4 protein-coding genes are annotated in these 3,085 nt (G+C 64.6%); 1 reads left to right on the top strand and 3 read right to left on the bottom strand.

Features of this window, described 5'->3' with window-relative positions:
* Positions 1–87: 87 nt before the first annotated feature.
* On the top strand, positions 88–444 hold the full coding sequence (locus AC2VOG_RS00565) for a nuclear transport factor 2 family protein (RefSeq protein WP_486937969.1): 357 nt from the start codon (positions 88–90) through the stop codon (positions 442–444).
* Here the strand turns inward: AC2VOG_RS00565 and AC2VOG_RS00560 are convergent.
* The 3 genes from AC2VOG_RS00560 to AC2VOG_RS00550 all read right to left on the bottom strand — a co-directional run.
* Complete coding sequence (locus tag AC2VOG_RS00560; protein ID WP_486937968.1) at positions 441–812, bottom strand: DUF427 domain-containing protein; 372 nt, start codon at positions 810–812, stop codon at positions 441–443. The two genes, AC2VOG_RS00565 and AC2VOG_RS00560, sit on opposite strands and share 4 nt — an antisense overlap.
* A gap of 65 nt (positions 813–877) precedes the next feature.
* The gene (locus AC2VOG_RS00555) at positions 878–2,425 is read right to left on the bottom strand and encodes an MCE family protein (RefSeq protein ID WP_486937967.1); all 1,548 of its coding nucleotides are present in this window, start codon (positions 2,423–2,425) and stop codon (positions 878–880) included.
* Positions 2,425–3,085, bottom strand: a 661-nt coding sequence (locus AC2VOG_RS00550; protein WP_486937966.1) for an Mce/MlaD family protein, incomplete at its 5' end; no start/stop codon positions are given. The genes AC2VOG_RS00550 and AC2VOG_RS00555, both read right to left, overlap by 1 nt.

The following is a 3,085-nucleotide window of genomic DNA, read 5'->3' as shown; positions in this document are numbered from 1 at the left end:
GGTGGGTCATTGACCGGCAACCGTGTTCCACGTCAGGATGACGAGGTGACAACCCCGTTCGACGCTCCGTCCGCCGAGTTGGCATGGATGTTCCTGCAGTGCCTGTCCGAGGGCGCCGACGTCGACGAATGCTTTGAGCTGCTCAGCGACGACTTCACCTACTGGAGCATTGTCACCCGCACATCGCTGGACAAAGCGGCGTCGCGCGAGGACGTCGACCGGCGCAAACAGCGGGCCGAGTTGAACCTCGACTTCCTCCAGTGCTTCAACGACGGGGAAAGTGTGGTGATCGAGGCAGAAGCCCACGGCGAGACCAGCGACGGCGTGCACTTCAACACCCCCGCCGTTTTCATCTTCGAGACCCGCGACGGCCTCATCACCTCGCTGCGCGAGTACAGCGACACCCAGTTGACCGCCCGCGTGCTGGGCGTGGCGACCGCCTAACCGACGGTGATCTGGGCTTTGTCGGGATAAAACGCGGCATGGCCGGCGATCGCCGCCGCCGCCGGGAAGGGCCGCTCGTAGCACCAGATCACGTCGTCGACGGTCACACCGCCGATGGTCACGCTGAAATAGCCGGCGTCGCCCTTGAACGGGCAGTAGGTGCTGGTGTCGGTACGGGTGAGTACCTCCTGCACGACATCCTTGAACGGAATGTATTGAACCGCAGGATAGGTGGACTCGCGCAGCTCCAGCGCTGCATCGGTGTCGGCGACGATCTCGCCGTTGACCCGAACCACGACCCGCTTTCCGGTCGGGTTGACGGTGATCGGGTGCTCGGGGGTGGGCTGCAGAACAGGCCTGCCGGTCATGACGTTCTCCTCACGTGCGATTAGCAGTTTCAACGCAGCCGGCCGTCCAAGATTCCCGACGCGGATCACCTGACCGGCGCGAGCATGTCCTGCCATCCGTTGTCGCCGGTGTGGCGCGAGTCCTCCAACGAGTACTTGGCGCCGTCGGGCCCCACCACTTCGCCACTGGACGGCAGATAGATCGCGCTCGCACCGCCCGGCGTGTAGGTGCACGGGTTGGGCTGCTGACCGTTGCAGTGCACCGAACCCGATCCGGGCCGCTGCAGCGGGTCGTCGACCGGAGGTGCCGGCGGCGGCAGGCGGTCGGCCGGTATCGGGTTCATGCCGTTGTTGACCGAGGGCGCCGGTATGACGTTGCCGGGGTCGACGGGCTGATCGCAGCGGGCGCCGGGCGCCGGGCAGTTCCGGATCTGGTTCGGGTCGCCATACCAGGGGTTGGTGCCCAGCGGCACATACGGTTTGTTGTCCCGGCATTCCCGCGGCGTCGCCCTGCGCTTACCGGGCACGTCCACGCAGGGGTAGTTGCGCGCACCACGGACGTCGTTGGCTTGGGTGTCTTGCGGGATCTTGCAATACGTTCCCGCCGGCAGCGGAGCGGTGCTGGTGTCGGCCGGTGAGCGCCACTGCGAGGCGGGCAGGAATCCGGTCAGACACGGCGGCGGATTGTTCAGCGACAAGTCGAAGCTCATCAGCACCGACCCCGGCGCCGACGCGACCAACGTCTGGGCCACCGAGCCGACCTCCGGCAGGAAGACCAGCAGCTGTTCGAGTCCTGCGTTGTAGCGCTTGAGCATGTCGGCGACGACTTCCAGATTCGCGATGGTCTGCGGGAGCGACTCGCGGACGTCGCTGAAGACGCTGTTGACCTGATCGGCTGTGGGTGCGCCGTGCGCCAGGATGCTCTGCACATGCGGGTCGTTGTCCGCGATCTGAGCGGTGAGGGCTTTGAGGTTGCGCGACCATTGGGCGATCGAATCGCCGGAGTCCACCTGACTGTCCAGAATCGGCGCCGCATTGGCGATGATGTCGTCGACGTCGGCAAGATTAGCCTCGAAGTCACCGACGATCGACTGGGTAGAGTCGACGAGCCGTTGCAGTGCCGGCCCCAAACCACCTACAGCCATTGATGTTTCGTCCAGCAGCGACGCAATCTTGTGCTTGGGCAGCGCCGCCAGCCCGCGGTTTGCGGCGTCCAGCGCGGGGCCTATCTCGCTGGGCACCGTGCCCTTGGTGATGGTCTGGCCCGGCGCGAAGAACTTCCCGGGATCACCGGTGGAGACCAGGTCGACGTACTGCTCACCGATCGCCGACACCGAATGCACGTTGGCCGAGGCATCGATCGGGATCTTGTAGCGGTCGTCGATGCTCAGCGTCGCCCGGACGCCGTGTCGGGTCGGTTCGACCTTGGTGACCTTGCCGATCTGGATTCCGCGGTACGTCACGTTCGAGGTGCGGTACAGACCGCCCGACGCCGGTAACTCGGCGACCAGACGATATTGGCCGACCCCGAGTTGGGCGGGAATACGCAGGTAATACCAGCCCAGGGCAACCAGCGCGGCTAATGTCAACGCGGCGAACACAATCAACTGAATGCGGATGAAGCGGGTCAGCATTACTCGCCTCGCTCCACCGGCGCGTCGGCCGGGTTCGGCGTGTAACGAATATCGGGAATCATTGTCGACGGATCGCGGCCCCAGGACTGCTCGAGCGCACGCAACGCTCCGGAGAACCCCGTCCCGGTGAAGATCGCGTTGTCGACAGTGCTCAGCGTGAGATCCAGCGCACCGGAGACGTTGATGTAATCGCCGCGAACGATTTTCGGCACGCTGTCGATGTTGAACGGCGGCGACAGCAGCAACATCAGCGCGTCGACCAAATACGGCGTGGTACGCCCGAGTTGCTTGAGCGGTCGCTGCAGGTCGCCCAGATCCTGATGCAGGTCGGCCCGGGCAGCGGTGAAGGTCTGGTCGGTGACGTTGCTGATCCGGCCCACCGCTTCGACGGTGTCGGCGAACAACTTCCGTTGTTTGTCGAAATGCTCGACCAGCGGCGGGAATTCGGTCAAAGCTCGATCCAGGGTATCGGCACGTCGTGCGGCATAGCCCAGCAAGCGGTCGATGGAGTCGATGACGTGCCGAATGTCGTCACGCTGCTGATTCACCTGGCCGACGAACACGTCCAGCTTGCCCAGGAAGTCGCGGATCTGATTGGCCCGCCCGGCCAGGATCGTGTAGACCTCGTTCTGGATGACTTCGAGATTGGGGATACCCCCG

This window comes from Mycobacterium sp. TH-M11 (genome assembly GCF_057473725.1).
This window is presented reverse-complemented; position numbering and strand designations above follow the sequence as displayed.